The organism is Sandarakinorhabdus sp., from assembly GCF_032115815.1.
Lineage (GTDB): Bacteria > Pseudomonadota > Alphaproteobacteria > Sphingomonadales > Sphingomonadaceae > Sandarakinorhabdus.
This window is the reverse complement of record NZ_JAUMBI010000124.1, coordinates 1-15537: the sequence shown is the minus strand read 5'-3', so window position 1 is coordinate 15537 and position 15537 is coordinate 1. Positions and strand designations below refer to the sequence as shown.

Below are 15537 nucleotides of genomic sequence, written 5' to 3'. Positions count from 1 at the left end.
CTTCCGTCAGAACGACGCGGAGCCGGGGTGGCATGGGATGGGCAAGCGCGTTGTGGCGACGCCAGGCCGCAAGGCCATTGTGTATGGCGCGGAAAGCCTGTTGTTCACGCCGGACTCGGCTGCATATGTGCGCGAATTGGGCGGCACCGACATTCCGATCATCGCTGTTCCGGAGGCGCGCCATCACCTCATGCTCGATCAGCCGCTGGCGTTTGTCACGGCGCTCCGCACAATCGTCGAGATTTGGCAGACCAGCGAAAACACAGCTTTTGATCAGGAACGACCCGTTTGAGCCGCCGTCATCAATCGGAGAAGCCGGCACCGGTGCTGGCATGGGCGACGCCGCCATCCACGGTGATCGTGTCGCCGACAACATAATCCCCGGCGCGGCTTGCGAGGTAAATGGCGGCGCCGGCCATGTCCTCGTCAACACCAATGCGACGGGAGGGGATGAATTTGGAAATCGCATCGCCGTGATCGCGCGCGACCCGGTTCATCTCGCTGGCAAAGGCGCCCGGGGCGATCGAGGTGACATTGATGGCATCGTTCACCAGCCGCGCCGCCATGCGTTTGGTGAGATAGATCAGCGCCGATTTGGAGGCGTGGTAGCTGTAGGTTTCCTGCGGATTGAGCCTTATGCCGTCGATCGACGTGATGTTGATCACCTTGGCCGGCTGCGCGCGTGTGCCCGACGCCTTCAACAGACCATGCAGCGCCTGCGTGAGAAAGAACGGCGATTTGACGTTCAAATCCATGACTTTGTCCCAACCGCTTTCCGGAAACGCCTCGAACGGGGCGCCCCATGCGGCGCCGGCATTGTTGACGAGAATGTCGAGCCTTGATTCATGCGCGGCGAGCTGTGCGGCCAGCGCCTGGCAGCCCGCCACGGTCGAGACATCCTGTGGCAGCGGGATGCAGTTTGGCCCCAGTTCCGCCGCCGTTTCGAAGCAGGCCGGCGCCTTGCGTGACGAGATGTAGACCTTGGCGCCCTGCGCGATGAAGCCGGCGGCGATCATCTTGCCGATGCCACGGCTGCCCCCGGTGACAAGCGCCACGCGGCCATCGAGGCGGAACAGGCTGCTGGTATCCATGATCGTGTGTCCTTGAATCGAGGCCGCTGGAAGCAGGGCGATCAGTGCAGCCCCGTCTCGTGCCGTCCGACAACCATGTGGTGCACCTCGTCCGGACCATCGGCAAAGCGCAGGTGGCGAACGTCGGCATAGAGTTCGGCCAGCGGTGTCCATTGCGAAATGCCGGCGGCACCGTGGATCTGGATTGCCTGGTCGATGATCTGGCAGGTCTTTTCCGGCACCATCGCCTTCACCATGCTCACCCACACCCGCGCCTCGCGGTTGCCCAGCACGTCCATCGCCTTTGCGGCCTTCAGCACCATCAACCGCATCGCCTCGATCTCGATGCGGGCGCGGGCGATCAGTTCCAGATTCTTGCCCAGCATGATCAGCGGGCGGCCAAACGCCTCGCGGGAATTGCCGCGCTTCACCATGTAATCCAGCGCGATTTCGGCCTTGCCGATGGTGCGCATGCAGTGGTGGATACGCCCCGGCCCCAGCCGCACTTGTGAAATCTCGAACCCGCGGCCTTCGCCGAGCAGGATGTTTTCATACGGAACCCGGACGTTTTCAAAGCGCAGATGCATGTGGCCGCGCGGCGCGTGATCTTCGCTGAACACATGCATCGGCCCCAGGATCTTCACGCCGGGCGTGTCCATCGGCACCAGGATCTGGGATTGCTGGCTGCTCGCCGGGCCATCGTCGCTGGTGCGCACCATCACGATCATCACCTTGCAGCGCGGATCGCCTGCACCCGAGATATAGAATTTCTCGCCGTTGATCACCCAGTCCTTGCCGTCACGCACGGCGCGGGTGCGGATGTTCTTGGCATCAGACGAGGCCACATCAGGCTCGGTCATGGCATAGGCCGAGCGGATTTCACCGGCGAGCAGGGGCTCCAGCCAGCGTTGCTTCTGCTCGTGCGTGCCAACCCGTTCCAGCACTTCCATGTTGCCGGTATCGGGCGCCGAGCAGTTCAATGACTCCGATGCCAGCGGCACCTTGCCCAGTTCGGCGGCGATATAGGCATAATCCAGATTGCTCAGCCCCTCGCCGGTTTCGGCATTGGGCAGGAAGAAATTCCACAGGCCCGCCGCCTTGGCCTTGTCCTTCGCCGTCTGCAGCAATTCCAGCTGCCCCGGTGCCCAGCTCCAACGATCAGCCCGGCCCTTGCCCAGTGCTTCGAACTTCTCCGCAATCGGCACGACATTGTCGTTGATGTGACGGACAACGGCATCGAACAGCGGCCGCGCCTTTTCCGACATGCGCAGATCGTTCATCTCGGGATTGGTGAAGATATTGGTCATCGTCTTAGGTCCTCTTGTCCGCCCGCATGCTTGCCGCCACGCCACTGCCGCGCAAGCCCATAATATGCGAGGGCCACCGGCCTTCGCATCACGCTCCCATGCGTTACCGATTTGCCAGCGGATAGAGTGTCAGCATCGTCATCCGATTGTTGACGGGGAAGCGGCGGATAATGAACCCGCGGCCTTCCAGATCGCCAGACTGGATGGCCTTGATGGCGGTTCTTGTGTCTTCAAGGTCGCTTGTCGAAAGCCACGGCGCTTGCGGCGGGGCATCATTGCGGCAGCAGTGAGCACCGTAAAGCCGTGTGTCACGCGGCAGCATCGCAAGCAGCCGGTCGATGGTCGTGACATAGGTTGAAAGGCTGGAGCCCGGCGCGAAGGCATAGAGCGTCGTCGGGTAGAGGAAATCACCAGTATAGAGGCGCTTGCCGGCCGGCTCCCAGACCGAAACCGAATTCGTGGTATGGCCGGGCGTGGACAGGATGGTGACGGAACGCCCGCCAAGATCAATCGTTTCGCCGGGTTTGATCCATTGTGTCACCGTGAAGCCGACCGGTTCCGGGCGGGCATATTGATAGCGGCCCAGACGCACATCATTGCCCTGCGCGCGGGCACGGGTTTCCGGCAGGTCGATCAGTGCGATATCGCGAAAGAAGCCAAGACCATTGGTGTGGTCGTGGTGCAGGTGGCTGGGAACGACGGTCACCGGCAGCTTCGTCAGGCCGTTGATGGCGCGGCGGATGTCGTGCGTGCGGGTTGCGCCGCTGTCGATCAGGAGCGCGCGGCGATTGCCGACCAGCAGATATTCGTAGTTGTCGGGATCGGCGGCGGGCTCGCCGATCGCCCATGTGCCCGGCGCAATCTTCTCGACACGCCAGTGCCTGTCGACGACCGTTCCTGCGGCCCTGCCAGGCAGTGGCCGGAACTGTGCCGGATTGGCCGGCGCAGGCATGATGTTCGTTTCGAGCCTGGCAGCGATCATGATCAGTTCGGCGAAGGCAAAGGGCGTTAGTGCAACAAGCAACGCCGCCGCACCGGCAGCGACTGCCAACCAGCCAATCCATGTTCGCCATTGCATAAGATTGCTCCCCCTCACCATCGCACATCGGCGCTTGCAACACCGCAAGATCGCCGCCTAACATCAGCCCCACATGGGGCCGACCCTCCGCCAATCTGCGCCGCCAGCTGGCTCAAATGATCTGACGACGAACATGCCAGGGAGTAAATGGATATGAAGGCGGGTCTGTTCGCAAGCGTGCTCGGCGTCTGCCTGATCTCCATCAGCGCTTCCCAGGCAAAGGCCAAGGCCGCGTCCGGTGGTGCGGATCTGATTCTGACCGACGCCCATGTCTATACGCTGCGCTGGGGCGAGCCCGCGCGCGATGGCAAGCCTGCGCCCGATGCGCCCACCACAAACGGCAAGTGGCACCCTGATGCCGCTGCGGTGGCGATCCGCGGCGGCAAGATCATCTATGTCGGCAGCGACAAAGGGGCGCTGGCGCTGCGCGGCAAGCGGACCCAGGTGATCGATCTGAACGGCGCGACCGTGATCCCCGGGCTGGTCGATTCGCATACCCATTTCATCGAACTTGGCGCCAAGCTGGAATCGGTTGATCTGACCGATGTCGCCACCGAAGCGCAGGCGGTCGCAAAGGTGGCCGAACGGGCGAAGTCCGTCCCCAAGGGCGAATGGATCTTCGGTGCCGGGTGGGACGAGGGTGCCTGGGCCAACCGCTATCCGGACAAGCGGCAGTTGAGCGCAGCGGTGTCAGATCATCCGGTGGTGCTGCGCAGCCTGCACGGGTTTGCCATCTGGACCAACCAGGCCGCGCTCGATGCCGGCAAGATCACCAAGGCCAGCCCGGTTCCGGTCGGGGGCGAGATGCGGCTGGGCACGGATGGCCAGCCGAATGGCCTGTTCCTGAACCGAGCGGCGACGATGGTCGAAGCGGCGGTGCCGCCCGAGCCGCAGGCGGTTGTCGCGCGCCATGCGCTGAAGGGCCTGGGTCAGATGGCCACCGACGGTTATGTCGCGGTTCACGAGGCCGGTGTGGGTGCCCAAGCGATGGCCGCACTCCAGCAGCTGGAGGACCAGAACCGCCTGCCAATCCGGGTCTATGCCCTCCTCTCGCTGCGCGACCCGCCCTTGATGCGGCAGTGGATCGCCAGGGGGCCGGACCGCGACAGTGACTCCATGCTCGTCACGCGCGCGGTGAAGGCCTATTACGACGGCGCGCTGGGATCGCGCGGGGCGCGGCTGCTGGCTGATTATGCCGACAAGCCGGGCCATCGCGGCATCAGCGGTGACGGTTATGGCTTTGATCAGGATTTGGCCAAGGAGGCGATGAAGGCCGGATTCCAGCTGGGGATCCATGCCATCGGCGATGCGGGCAACCGCGAAGCGCTGGATTTCCTTGAAGCGGAGTTCAAGGCCGATCCGGGCACCGCGCGCAACCGCCACCGGATCGAACACGCCCAGGTCATCTCGCCCGAAGACCAGCCGCGCTTTGCTCGGCTGGGCGTGATTGCCTCGATGGAACCGCCCCACGCGGTGGAGGACAAGAGCTGGGCCGAAGTTCGCCTGGGCCCGCAGCGCATCCTTGGCGCCTATGCCTGGCGCTCGCTGCGCACAGGCGGCGCGCGACTGACCTTCAATGCCGACAATCCGGGCTCCGACCACAGCATCTTCTACGGCCTCCATTCCGCGATCACCCGTCAGGACAAGCAGCTTCAGCCCCCCGGCGGCTGGTATCCGCAGCAACGGCTGACGATCGAAGAAGCGATCCGGGCCTATACCAGCTGGTCGGCCTATGCCGCCTTCCGCGAAGACCAGACGGGGATCATTGCCCAGGGCCGATGGGCTGATCTGACCGTCATGGATATTGATCCCTTCGCCCTTGCCGCGACCGCGCCGGAAAAAATCCTGGCCGGCAGGATTCGGGCGACCATCGTCAGCGGCAAGGTGGTTTATCAGCAATAGGGCGTTGGCAGGGTTTGTCAGGCAAAGTTCTGCAGTCCGAGCGGGACTTAGGATTTTCATATGAGGCAGCAGAAACGGACGCAGCATTCCTTGAAACCGCGTCAGAATTTCCCGGTTATCGCGACACGAATTCCCTATTGGTGAATCGGCGGATATGCCGGAAATGATCGATTTCTGAGGGAGATATTTGGGCGGTCGACCTCGGAAGCAGCCGCGAAGTGCGTCGAAAACAGGGAAAATAGGGAAATTTGGCGCTGAGCTTGGTTCGCGGCAGACTTCGCCCACCACCAAGTTTTTCATATGATTATAGATTTTACTGATGGAGGGATTTTCTCCCCCATTTTCGGGGCCTTTACACGGTCAAACTCACCGGAGCCTGCGCTTTGAAGTCGTTTGAGCCCTTCAACTGGCCGTTGCTCAATCGCCCAATTTGCCGGTGAGGAATTGATTTTGTTGGTCAGCGCCGCGCGATAAGCTCCACGTCCTTCAATCGCTCGAGGTTTATCTCGGACGGCGCGGTTGCATTCAGGATGGCGATCACACCGGCTGGAGACAGGAATGCAAGCCTGAGGAGGCGATCAACATGGTTCGGCGCCAAACCTTCTGCTCTTGCAAGGTCGGTCGCTGTCATGGTCGGCTCGGCTTGGAGCCGCTTCCACCAGCCCTTTGCCTTGGCAATGGCAACCACGAGCTTCTGAGCGACCGGACCCGCAGCAGCGTGTTGTCCGGTCTCAAGAACGAACCGAACGGCTAGCCCTGTCCGGCGGATGCGCGCAGGGATGGTGATGCGAAGTCCTTCTGCCGCTTCAGCCACGGCTTCCAGCCCAAGGGCCCTCATGATGCCATCAGTGTCGAGCCGGATAAGCTCGTCGCGCAATGCCCTCCGCCCGTTCCTGCACCTTCAGGCCTCGCCCGAACGCCGCCATCAGTCATCCCGGTCTTTACAACTTTGCCTTCTGCATTCCCAAAGCGTTCGCCGGCAGGGGCGCTTCGATCACAGTGGCAGCCCGATATAGTTTTCGGCAATCGTCAGCTGCGCGGCGCGACTGCCGGCGATATAATCAAGTTCCGCGATCTGCATCGCACGGTCGAAGCTGGTGTCTTCAGGGAAGCGGTGCAGCAGGCGCGTGAGCGACCAGCTGAAGCGTTCGGCTTTCCAGACGCGAGCCAGTGCCCTGGGGACATAACCGGCGATGCCATCGCCATCCCCGCGTGCATACCAGCCTATCAACGCATCGGCCGCATAATAGACGTCGCTGGCTGCCAGATTGAGGCCTTTGGCGCCGGTGGGCGGCACGATATGCGCGGCGTCTCCGCACAGCAGCAGCCGACCGTGGCGCATCGTTTCGAACACGAAGGATCGCAGTGGAGCGATGGATTTTTCGATCGCCGGCCCACGGCTAATGCCGGCGGCGGCATGGGGACCAAGCCGGGCGTCAAGCTCGTCCCACAACCGGTCATCCGGCCAATCCTCGATCCGGGTGCCGGTGGGCACATCGATGTAATAGCGGCTGCGGATCTGGCTGCGCAGCGAGGCCAGCGCAAAGCCGCGCGGATGACTGGCATAGATCAGTTCGTGATGGCAGGGCGGCACATCGGCCAATATGCCCAGCCAGCCAAAGGGATAGACACGTTCATGAACGGTCCCGATGGCGGCTGGGATGGCGCGGCGCGCCACGCCATGAAAGCCATCGCAGCCCACGATGAAATCGGCGTCGATCTGCAGATCATGACCATCAAGGCGGCAGGTGAGCCACGGCCGGTCGCTGTCGACATCGTGCAGCACGATATCCTTCACCTGCCAGCGCACATCGATCCCGCGTGCATCGGCCGCCGCCATCAGATCGCGCTGGATCTCGGACTGACCATATACCGTCACCGTCTGCCCGGTCAGCCCGGCGACATCGATGCGGATCAGCCGTTCGCCATCGGCCAGGCAGAAGCCGTCTTCCACCAAGCCTTCGGCGCGCAGCCGGGCATCGAGGCCGAGCCGCGCCATGATGTCCACCGTCACAGGTTCCAGCACGCCTGCCCGAATGCGCGACTGCACATGATGCGGGGCCTGGCATTCGAGCACTACGACATCAAGTCCTTCGGCCGACAGCAGATGCGCCAGCATCAGACCGGCAGGGCCCGCACCAACGATGGCAACCTGCGTTCGCATCAGCCGCGGTGTTCCGGTGGCGCATGGCGGGCGATCAGCGCCAACGCCAGCATGACCACGCCCATGCCCGCCGCCAGGGTGAGGAAATAGGCGCTCCAGCCGGCGGCCAGGACCGCGGCGCCCACAAAGCTGCTGACAATCGCTCCATTGCGGCCGAACCCAGAAGCCGTACCGACCCCGGTAGCCCGCTGACTGGCAAGATAGATGTGGGACGCCAGCCCATAAAGGCTGGTTTGCACGGCGTTGATGAAGCCGCCTTCGATGGCGAGCAACATCAGCAATGCGGTCGTCGGAATTGCAGCATTGGCTGCAGCGAGGCCGATCGCCACCAACACGCCGCCCGCCGCCATCGCCAGCATCACCACGCGCGAACCGAACACGGGGATCAACAGCGCAGCGGCAATCGCGCCGAGCACGCCGCCGATGTTGAAGGTGGCCACGCCCAGACTGGCCAGCGACAGGCTGAGCCCCGCATCGCTGAGCAGGGTCGGCGCCCAGCTGAACACCATGTAGGTGGTGAGCAGACAGGCGAAGAAGGCGATCCACAGCAGGCTGGTGTCGTTTCGGATCGGCGCAGCGAACAGGCCGCCCACACCGGTGCCCGCTGGTGCGGGTGAAGCCGTGAACTGCAGGTTCGCACCATCACCAACGTGCAGGCCAATGCGCTGCAGGATGGTGATCAGCTCGGCGCGGCGCGCGGGTTTGCCGGCGAGAAACTGCGGCGATTCGGGCAAGGCCCACCACAAGACCAACGCCACCAGCACGGGAAGAATTCCGCCGATCAGGAACAAGCTGCGCCAGCCATGATCGGGCAGCAGCGCCGCCGCGATAACGCCGCCGCCGACCCCGCCCAGCGGAATGCAGACGATGCCCAGCGTGACTGCCAGGCTGCGCCGGCGACGCGGCGCGAATTCGGCAAGCAAGGTGGCGGCATTGGGCATGGCGGCCCCCAGGCCCAGCCCGGCAATGGCACGCAATGTCGCCAATTGCGGCACATCGGCCGCAAACACGGTCAAGCCGGTGGCCGCACCAAACAGCAATACGCTGAAGATCAGCGCCGGGCGTCGGCCGATCCGATCGCCGATCAGGCCGCCTCCGGCCGCGCCGATGACCATGCCGATGTAGCCAAGTGCGAACACCGGCGCGAGCGCGGCGCGGGTGGTGCCCCATTCCCGGATCAGGACCGGCACAACAAACCCGAGGACCTGATTGTCAAAGCCATCGAGGATGATGGCGCTGGCGACGAGCAGGATCACCGCTTTTTGCCAGCCACTCCATGCCGCGGCATCGATCTGCGCGGCAATATCGAATTGTCGGTTGGGCGCCGCCGGGGAGTCATCGTTCACGGCATCGCCCCTGTTTAGTTCGGCCCAGCCCGACCGTCGAGTGATGGCTGCCAGTAAACTATATCGCCGAACCTGACCGCTTCATTTAGACGAAGGTCGAAATCAGCGGCAAGCCGCCTTGCACAATGGTCTAAGCTGCCAACGTCGCGATATTGCCTATCATCGTCGACAGAAGGGCCTGCGCGTGGGCCGGCAGGAGATTTGTGATGCGAGCCGGGGTTTTGATCGCAGCAGGGCTGGCGCTGGGGCTGTCGATGGGCGCACCCGTGCAGGCACAATACACCACGCTGGCGCCGGCTTCCGAGATCAAGGATTTGCCGATCCTGGGCCTGGCGCAGGTCAGCGTGAAGGTGAGCGATTTGGCCAAGGCGCGGGCCTTTTATGGCGAAGTGTTGGGCTTTGCCGAAGCGTTCACGCTGAAAGACAAGGCCGGCAAGGTGGGTTCGGTTTTTTTCAAGGTCAACGACGAGCAGTATATCGAGTTGCTCCCGGTGCTCCCGGTGGGCCAAGTGGAGCTGGTGCGCCAGGCAAGGCTGGTGGTGCAGGCATCCGATCTGAAGACGTTGCACACCATCTATGAGACGCAGGGGCTGAGCCCGGGGCCCATCGCCATGGGTGCCGACGGCAACATGATTTTCCGCATCATGGCCCCCAACGGCACGGCGCTGGATTTCATGGAGTATGCGCCGACCGGCCGGCAAATGCGCCTGAAAGGCAAGCTGCTGGGCCAGAACCGCATTTCCACCCGCCTGCTTCATGCGGGCACCATGGTGCGCGACGAGCCGACAAAGGCGTTTTTCCGCAAGCTGGGCTGGGGCCGGCTGCTCCCTGGCCCGCGCGGCGATTATATCGAGACGCCGGCCAGCGACCGCAATCTGGAGACGAAAAACCCGCCTCTGGACCCTGAAAACCCGGTGACGCTGCCGCAATACACGCGTGAAGTGTACGGTGCCGTCTATCATTTCGCTCTGGAAATCAACGACATGCACGCTGCGCGCGAAGCGTTGAAGCAGCGCGGCGGTTTTGATGATGTGCGGCTGCGAACCGCCGTGGGCAACAACCGGCGCTGGTTGATCCACCTGTTCGACGGCGATGGATCACGGGTGGAACTCATGAGCCGCGATACCGTGCCGACCGAGATTCCAGCGTTTTCGGTGATGCCGCCGGGGCCACCCGCGCCGCCGATCCTGGCAACGCAGCGCGGCGTTTATCCATGGCCATGAGCCGCAGATTGCTCGCAGCCGGTCTGCTGCTCACCGCCGCCGCTGGGTCCGCCCAGCCGGTGCCGCCAGCGCTGGGCGCCCGCCCGCCGCGTTATGTGGAACCGGCGCCCTATGATTTCGCCGCGCATACCGGCTGGCAGGCGATGTTCGACGGCCACAGCCTGCGCGGCTGGGAAGGCCAGACCGATGCCTGGCGCGTGGAAGATGGCGCCATCGTCTCGTCCAGCGATGGGCAGGGCGTGGCGGCGAATGCGCCGGTCTATCTGTTCTGGGCCGGCGGCAATCTGGCGGATTTCGAGTTCAAGACCGAGATCAAGCTGGAGGGCGAAAAGGCCAACAGCGGCGTGCAGTTCCGTGCGCTGCTGCTCGGCAAGACCGACAAGCCCAATTCAGAGTGGGAATCCTTTGGCTATCAGGCGGATTTCGATTTCGCCAACACCCAGACGGGCGCGCTGATCGAGTGCTGTGCAGGCCCGCGTCGCGGACCGCGTCCGCGCCAGTTTCGTGCCGGGATGGGCATGGCGCTGCACGTCGCGCCTGCCGGTGCCGACGGATCGATCATGCTGGCCAGCATCGGAAACCGCGCCGATCTTGAGCGCAGCATCAAGGTGGGCGACTGGAACGAACTGCATCTGGTCGCCCGCGGCCACACGCTGTTCTATTATCTCAATGGCCGGCTGATGTCGGTTGTCATCGATGATGATCCGCAGCGCTTCATCGCCAGCGGCCGTCTGGCCATCCAGCTGGAAGGCAGCGGCGCGCGCAAGGTGTCGTATCGCAACCTGTGGCTGAAAGTCCGGTAACCAGCCTCAGTCCGGATCGGGCAACCGTTCAGCCCGGTTGACCACGAAGACATAAGACAGCACCCCCAACATCGCCATCGCGCCGACATAGACCAGCCCGAGGTAGAAGGAGCCGGTGCGTCCCACGGTGACGCCAATGACGATCGGGGTGATGATGCCGGCCAGATTGGTGCACAGATTGAACAGCCCGCCGGTAAGCCCCGCCAGCTTGGTCGGCGCCAGTTCGGAAATCAGCGTCCAGCCCAGATTGGACATGCCCTGACCGAAGAACGCGATCGACATCACGGCAATCACCGCGGCGTCGCTTTCCAGCCAGATCGCCGAGGTGATGACAGTGGACAACAGCAGCCCGGTGACCACAGGCAGCTTGCGCGCGAAGGTGAGGCTGCGCCCGGAGCGCAGCACGCGATCGGATAGCTGCCCGCCCACCAGAACGCCGATCGATGCCGCAATGAACGGCAGCATGGCGTACACGCCGGCCTTCATCCAATCCATCTGTCGTTCGGTGGCGAGATAGGTCGGGAACCAGGTGAGGAAGAACACCAGCGTGCTGTTGGTGGCGAACTGGCCGATGGACGCGCCGATCAGGCTGCGCTGGCGGGCCAGATACGACACATCGCTCCAGCGAAAGCTCCGCGGCTCGGCCTTTTCGGTCACACCGCCGTCGGCGCGGATCAGCGCCAGTTCGGCTTCGTTGACCCAGGGATGTTCGGACGGATCACGATACAGCCGGTACCACAGTATTCCGAATATTATGCCGATGCCGCCGACAATCCAGAACAAGGCGCGCCAGCCCCAGTTGGTCGCCATCCAGAACAGCAGCGGACTGCAAAAGCCGATGCCGAAATACATGCCGACAGAGTAGATGGAATTGGCCCGCGCGCGCTCGGCACGCGGGAACCAGGCGATCAGCACGCGGCTGTTCGCCGGGAAGCACGGTGCCTCGGCAACGCCCAGCCCCAACCGCACGAGGATCAGGGCCGCGCTGGACCGCACAAACCCCTGGCAGACGGTGAAGGCGGACCAACCAACCAGCGCAAGCGCATAGGTCATGCGGGTGCCGAAGCGATCGAGAAACACGCCGCCGGGCACTTGGGCGATGGCATAGCTCCAGGAAAAGGCCGCGAACACCAAGCCCATCACTTCCGGGCCGATCTCCAGTTCCTTGCTCATGGCCGGTGCCGCGACGCCAAGCAGGGTGCGATCGAGGTAATTCAGCGCTGTAGCGATTGCGACGAGCGCCAGCATGGCGTGCCGGGCCCGGGTGGGGCGCTGTACCGAACTGGTCATTGCGCGTCGCGGCGCTCGAGCGTGTAGGCCACTGCATAGGGCTGTACGATCTGATCTGTGAAGCCAGCCGCGGTGATGGCTGCCGCGATGGCCGGTGCCGCGGCCTGCGCCTCGGGCAGGCCGATGGTTTCGACAAACAGGACCAGATCGAACGGTGCTTCATGCATTGGCGGACGCAAGCTGGTCTCGGAGGTTGCTTGCCCCGACACTGCCGGCCGTGCCGCGGCCAGATGCACGGCACTGATCAGATCATGCTGTTCCAGCGCATCGATGATTGGCAATAACCGCGTCGTCGCATCGGCTTCGCTCAATCCGGCCGGCAGGCTGAAACGCGTGGTGACCAGTCCCCCGCCAACCCCACGCCCGCCGCTGCGCAGCACCGTGCAGGCCATGCGCAGGAAATTGCGAAACGCAGGCGCGACTTGGCGCGTCCAGTCTGTCGGGTTGTTCAGACTGTTCTGATACTCGACGGAGTTGAATGTCTCCGGCGTTTCGCCTTCATAACAGGTGAAATAGATTTGGCGATCAAGCTCGCGATTGATGCCGCGCCGCGATCGCAGGAAACCGGGGTGATCGAGCCGCTCCGGCATGTGCTGCTGCGTGTGCCAGCGATTATACTCGGCGTCGGCATCGGCCGTGATGTCGTGCCACATGATGATGAAGGCCGAGCCCTTGAGCGCCATGCGATGTCCTGTTTGTTGAATAGGTGCGGCGGGCGGGAGCGGATAGCCCCCGCCCGCCCCGTATCAGAACGATTTGGAGATTTCGAACGTCAGGATGCGGCCGAACACATTGTGCACGTTGAGATCGGTCGCGGTCGGCACGCCGCCTTGGGCCTGGGTGCTCAGCACCAGCGGCGGATCCATGTCGAACATGTTCTGCGCATTGAGTGTGAAGCGCGTGCCGGCGAACAGGCCACCCTTGGCCTGCGATGCATAGGTGAGCGTGAGATCGAAGGTCGTCCACGACGGGATGTTCTGGTTGGGCACCCGCACCCCGGCCACGGTGGGCGTGAGGTTGTTGAGATAGCCGCCGATGTAATTGGCGGCGAAAAGCCCGGAGAACCCATCCTTCGACAGGCCTGCAGCGAAGCGACCACGTGAGCTGATCTGTTCGCCAATGGTATCCAGCGCATTGTTCAGCGGTGCGCCCGGCAGCAGATTGCGCTTCAGCCCGAGGATCTTGGTGAAGGACCCGTTGAATGACAGCGTGCCGATCGGTGTGTCTTTCACATAGGAGGCGAGCAGATCGATCCCGCGCTGTTCTACCTGGCCCAGATTGCTGGTCGCGCTATTCAGGATGCCGACCAGCTGGCAATCATTGGCCGTGGTGGGAGGGAAGCTGCCCGGCGCGTTCAGATAGCGCAGATATTCGGGATTATAGGTGGCATATTGCGGCGCACCGGGGTTGCCGTTCACCGATCCGTTAACGCAGGTTGCCGGCTGCGGCGCCAGCGTGATGAACGGCTGGTAAAGCGCGAAGTTGGCCGCGCTAGTCAGCGCCGAATTGGCCGCCGGCAGGGCCGAGATGCGATCGCGATAGACGACACTGTAATAAGTGGCGCCCAGTTTCAGGCCGGGCACGAATGATGGCGTGTAATCGGCGCCGAGCGAGTAGATCTTGGCGGTTTCCGGCTTCAGCTGGTTGAAGCGGAAGCTGGACACCAGGAACAGCGAAGTGCCGTTGGAGGCGTTGCTGATCGGGATCTGCGGATTGCCCAGATTGTTGGTGAGGAAGGTACGGTTAGCGGCACCGACCACGTTGAAGTTGGTTTCGGCCAGCGTCGGTGCGCGGAACGAAGTGCCAAAGGACCCGCGCAACTGCAGATCATCGAACGGCTTCCAGGTCAGGCCGAACTTGGGATTGGTGGTGCTGCCGAAATCCGAATAGCGATCATGACGAATGGCGGCGGACAGATCGAGCTTGCGCAGCAGGGTCGTCTGGTTGTCATCGCCGAACAGCGGGATAAACACTTCGCCGAACGCCGAAGTGACGCTGCGGTTGCTGTTGGCAAAGCGGAAGACCACCTGTGTGGTGGTGGGGTTCAACGAGTAATCGGACTGCTGCTTGTACCAGGTCTTGGTAAATTCGCCGCCCACTGCGATGCGTACCGCGCCGCCAGGGAGGGTGAACAAGGTCCCGTCGATCTTGGGCAGGAAATCGACCATTTCGTTGCGGACCTTCTGCACGAAGATGCCGAAGATCTTTTCCGCCGAAGGCTGCGGCCCCTGAAGATAGGGATTGAACTGCGCGGCCGTGGTGGGGCCTGCGATGAAGCTGGTTAGGATGGTGTTGGCCTGCGGCTGGCAGACGGCGCAGCCCTCTGACACGCCCCAACCGGCGCCCACGGTAAGCCGGAAATTGCTGAACAGACCCACCTTGTAATCCAGCAGGACATTATGGGTGTTTTCGTAATCGTTCCGGTTCAGCGGACGATCGGGGTTGTTGAGTCGGACATTGTAGACGATCGACTGGCTGCCACTGCCCAGGCCGGGCACGAAGTAGGGGCTGTTGGTTGGGATGGCCACCGCAATCGACTGGAAAGCGCCGTCGCCCTGACCGCGCGCCTCGTTGGTGCGGCGGTTGAACATGCCGGTCACCGACACTTCGCCTAGATCACCGAGATCCTGAACCACGCGTGCCAGCACCGAATAACGGGTGCGCGCGGTGTAATAGTCCTGGAAATTCGTCGAATCGACCAACGAAGGGTTGCCACGCAACGCCTGTACTTCGGCGGTGGTCGGCGTGCGGCCGTTCAGATTGTTCGGCAGGCCATAAACCACGTTGCCCTGCAGCAGCGCCCCGGTCTGGCCGACCGCGTTGAAGACGGTGCCCTGCAACTGGTTGTTGTTGCCGCCGAACGACCGCAGATCGGCGCGCAACTGCGGAATGTCGCCCTGGGTGATGCGGCTGTTGCCTTCATAACCGAAGGCAATAAGCACGCCACCGCCATTCCATTTGCGCGACAGCACCGCATCGATTGCGCCCTGAGTGTAGCGCGTGTCGGTATAGCGCGCGGTGACTTCGGCGCCGTCGAACGGCCGCCGGAAGATATAGTTGACGACGCCGGCGACGGCATCGGAACCATAGATGGCCGATGCGCCGTCGGTGACGACCTCCACCCGCTCGATGGCGCCGAACGGGATGGTGTTGGGATCGGGCACCAGATTCTGAACGCCCTGCGTGACTGTGCGGTGGCCATCGAACAGCAGCAGCGTGGCATTGTTGCCCAGGCCGCGCAGGTTGACGCCCGCCGAGCGCCCGCCGCTGTTGCCCAGCGTCGCGCCCAGCGATGACCCTTGCGGCAACTGTGCGATCAACGAACTGGGATCACGCAGGCCGCTTTGCACGATG

At 63.1% G+C, this 15537-nt stretch carries 13 protein-coding genes; 4 read left to right on the top strand and 9 right to left on the bottom strand.

Annotated elements, in window-relative coordinates:
• Positions 1 to 37: 37 nt before the first annotated feature.
• On the top strand, positions 38 to 292 hold the full coding sequence (locus RT662_RS07575; RefSeq protein WP_313670104.1) for an alpha/beta hydrolase: 255 nt from the start codon (positions 38 to 40) through the stop codon (positions 290 to 292).
• A 10-nt stretch (positions 293 to 302) separates the two neighbouring features.
• Here RT662_RS07575 and RT662_RS07570 read toward each other — a convergent pair whose 3' ends face one another.
• From RT662_RS07570 to RT662_RS07560, 3 genes are all read right to left on the bottom strand, one after another.
• Positions 303 to 1091: an SDR family oxidoreductase gene (locus tag RT662_RS07570; protein WP_313670103.1), complete on the bottom strand. Its 789-nt coding sequence runs from the start codon at positions 1089 to 1091 to the stop codon at positions 303 to 305.
• A gap of 41 nt (positions 1092 to 1132) precedes the next feature.
• Complete coding sequence (locus RT662_RS07565; RefSeq protein WP_313670102.1) at positions 1133 to 2377, bottom strand: acyl-CoA dehydrogenase family protein; 1245 nt, start codon at positions 2375 to 2377, stop codon at positions 1133 to 1135.
• Between the two features lie 103 nt (positions 2378 to 2480).
• Positions 2481 to 3428, bottom strand: coding sequence for an MBL fold metallo-hydrolase (locus tag RT662_RS07560; RefSeq protein ID WP_313670101.1), 948 nt, complete (start codon positions 3426 to 3428; stop codon positions 2481 to 2483).
• A 180-nt stretch (positions 3429 to 3608) separates the two neighbouring features.
• Here RT662_RS07560 and RT662_RS07555 point away from each other — a divergent pair, with 180 nt between their 5' ends.
• Positions 3609 to 5357 carry an amidohydrolase gene (locus RT662_RS07555; protein ID WP_313670100.1) on the top strand — a complete coding sequence of 583 codons (1749 nt, stop codon included), beginning with the start codon at positions 3609 to 3611 and terminating at the stop codon, positions 5355 to 5357.
• Between the two features lie 457 nt (positions 5358 to 5814).
• Here RT662_RS07555 and RT662_RS07550 read toward each other — a convergent pair whose 3' ends face one another.
• From RT662_RS07550 to RT662_RS07540, 3 genes are all read right to left on the bottom strand, one after another.
• Positions 5815 to 6234, bottom strand: a complete 420-nt coding sequence (locus tag RT662_RS07550) for a hypothetical protein (protein WP_313670099.1) — start codon at positions 6232 to 6234, stop codon at positions 5815 to 5817.
• A gap of 117 nt (positions 6235 to 6351) precedes the next feature.
• Positions 6352 to 7521: a 4-hydroxybenzoate 3-monooxygenase gene (gene pobA / locus RT662_RS07545; RefSeq protein ID WP_313670098.1), complete on the bottom strand. Its 1170-nt coding sequence runs from the start codon at positions 7519 to 7521 to the stop codon at positions 6352 to 6354.
• Positions 7521 to 8867 carry an MFS transporter gene (locus tag RT662_RS07540; protein WP_313670097.1) on the bottom strand — a complete coding sequence of 449 codons (1347 nt, stop codon included), beginning with the start codon at positions 8865 to 8867 and terminating at the stop codon, positions 7521 to 7523. The genes pobA and RT662_RS07540 overlap by 1 nt, the downstream gene beginning before the upstream one ends.
• A 206-nt stretch (positions 8868 to 9073) precedes the next feature.
• Here RT662_RS07540 and RT662_RS07535 point away from each other — a divergent pair, with 206 nt between their 5' ends.
• Positions 9074 to 10090, top strand: coding sequence for a VOC family protein (locus RT662_RS07535; protein WP_313670096.1), 1017 nt, complete (start codon positions 9074 to 9076; stop codon positions 10088 to 10090).
• Positions 10087 to 10893: a DUF1080 domain-containing protein gene (locus RT662_RS07530; RefSeq protein ID WP_313670095.1), complete on the top strand. Its 807-nt coding sequence runs from the start codon at positions 10087 to 10089 to the stop codon at positions 10891 to 10893. The genes RT662_RS07535 and RT662_RS07530 overlap by 4 nt, the downstream gene beginning before the upstream one ends.
• Positions 10894 to 10899: 6 nt before the next feature.
• Here RT662_RS07530 and RT662_RS07525 read toward each other — a convergent pair whose 3' ends face one another.
• From RT662_RS07525 to RT662_RS07515, 3 genes are all read right to left on the bottom strand, one after another.
• Positions 10900 to 12183 carry an MFS transporter gene (locus tag RT662_RS07525; RefSeq protein ID WP_313670094.1) on the bottom strand — a complete coding sequence of 428 codons (1284 nt, stop codon included), beginning with the start codon at positions 12181 to 12183 and terminating at the stop codon, positions 10900 to 10902.
• Positions 12180 to 12866, bottom strand: a complete 687-nt coding sequence (locus RT662_RS07520) for a hypothetical protein (protein ID WP_313670093.1) — start codon at positions 12864 to 12866, stop codon at positions 12180 to 12182. Before RT662_RS07520 ends, RT662_RS07525 begins: the two co-directional genes overlap by 4 nt.
• Positions 12867 to 12929: 63 nt before the next feature.
• On the bottom strand, positions 12930 to 15537 hold a 2608-nt coding region (locus tag RT662_RS07515), incomplete at its 5' end, for a TonB-dependent receptor domain-containing protein (protein ID WP_313670092.1).